The 1,583-nt window shown below is 62.9% G+C and carries 2 protein-coding genes; both read left to right on the top strand.

From position 1 onward, the window contains the following. Positions 1 to 270 precede the first annotated feature (270 nt). Positions 271 to 1,239, top strand: coding sequence for an N-acetylglucosamine kinase (locus WB528_RS25525; RefSeq protein ID WP_423891935.1), 969 nt, complete (start codon positions 271 to 273; stop codon positions 1,237 to 1,239). After that, positions 1,229 to 1,583: hypothetical protein (locus WB528_RS25520; RefSeq protein WP_423891933.1), on the top strand; the 355-nt coding region annotated here is incomplete at its 3' end. The genes WB528_RS25525 and WB528_RS25520, both read left to right, overlap by 11 nt.

Below are 1,583 nucleotides of genomic sequence, written 5' to 3'. Positions count from 1 at the left end.
GTAGTCGCGAATCGTCCGCTGGCTGCGCCCGTACGTGGCGCCGAACAGCGTGACGCCCGCGAGGTACACAACTATGATTACGATGTCGATTGTGCTGATGCGCATCGCGTGGCGTCCGCTCGCGGTGAAACTGCGTCACCGGCGGAACCGGCGCGATGCTAACCGCCTCGTCCAAGCCATGTCAACAATTCCTCTTGCGCGGGCATAAAAAATCGCGCCAAAGCATTAAGCCGCTGAAGTAATATTTGCGGAGAGGGAACTGCGAGACAAATGAACATCTTCCTCGGTTTTGACGCGGGCGGCACGAAAACAGACTGCGTCGCCCTCGACGCCACAGGGCGCGTCCTCGCCGAGACGACTGGCGGCCCCGGCAACCCTCTGCGTGTCGGATTCGCGAAAGCTTTTTTCGCGCTCGAAGACACCGCGCGCCGCGCTCTCACCGAAGCCCGCCAGGAAACCGAAAACGTTCGCGCCATCTGCGCGGGTGTCGCTGGCGCCGGACGCCCGCGCGTCGCGCGCCGGCTAGCCAGCTTCCTTGGTCACGCATTCCCGCAAGCCTCCGTTCGCGTCATCACGGACATCGAAATCGCTTTCGAAGCCGCTCTCGCTCAGAGAAATGTCGATCGCCGGGCAAACGAAGCGGGGGTCGTCATCGTCGCCGGCACAGGCTCTGCCGCGTACGGGCGCAATTCCGAGGGAAAAACGACGCGCGCTGGAGGCTGGGGCCCGTGGATCGGCGATCCAGGCAGTGCATACGACATCGGTCGCCACGCCGTCGAGGCAGCTCTGCGCGCTCGCGACCACCTCGGCCCGCCCACCACTCTCGGCGGGAATATTCTTCGCGCCGAAGAGACCGGAAAAACACAAGACTGGGACGCTATTCTCGAACGCATCGCCAAGCGCCCTGACGCTGTTTTCCCGAAGCTCTTTCCTGTGGTAGTCGAAACTGCCGCTGCTGGAGATGCTGTCGCGCAGCAAATTCTCACCAGCGCCGCGAAATCCTTGGCAAGCCTTGCGAAAACCGTTGTTGATTCGCTCGGTCTCAATGATCAGCCAATTCCCGTCGCGAAATCAGGCGGCGTGTTCGGCCACAGCAAATATCTCGACGCCGCTCTCGATCAGGAATTGTCGCGCCTCGCTCCGGCGGCGTGTATCGAATCGCTTCGCACCTCTCCCGCGGGTGCTGCCGCCGAACTCGCGCGCAAAAGCATCCCGGACGTTGCCGCCGATGGAACGTGAACTCCCTGCGCGCATTGCCGAGGCGCGCACCGCTTCCGGCGACGCCCTCCGCGCGCTTCTCCACGATCCCGACGAGGAAGTCCTTGTCGCTGCGCTCGCCAATCCCGGCATCACGGAAAGCGACGTCTGCATCTTGCTCGAACGCCTCGATCTTCCTGCTTCGCTTCTCGGAGCGATCGCCGCGCATCCTTCCTGGAAGAAAAATGAAGGCGTGCGTCTGCGCCTCGCGCGCCATCCGCGGACGCCCCATCGCGTCGCCCTCGCTTTGCTTCGCCAACTTTTTCTGTTTGATCTTGTGCAGGTCAGTTTGCTGCCATCCGCGCCCGCGGAAATTCGCCGCGTGT

It is taken from the genome of Bradyrhizobium sp. (assembly GCF_049586575.1).
GTDB lineage: Bacteria > Pseudomonadota > Alphaproteobacteria > Rhizobiales > Xanthobacteraceae > Bradyrhizobium.
The sequence above is the reverse complement of the archived record's forward strand: the minus strand, read 5'-3'. Positions and strand labels throughout refer to the sequence as shown.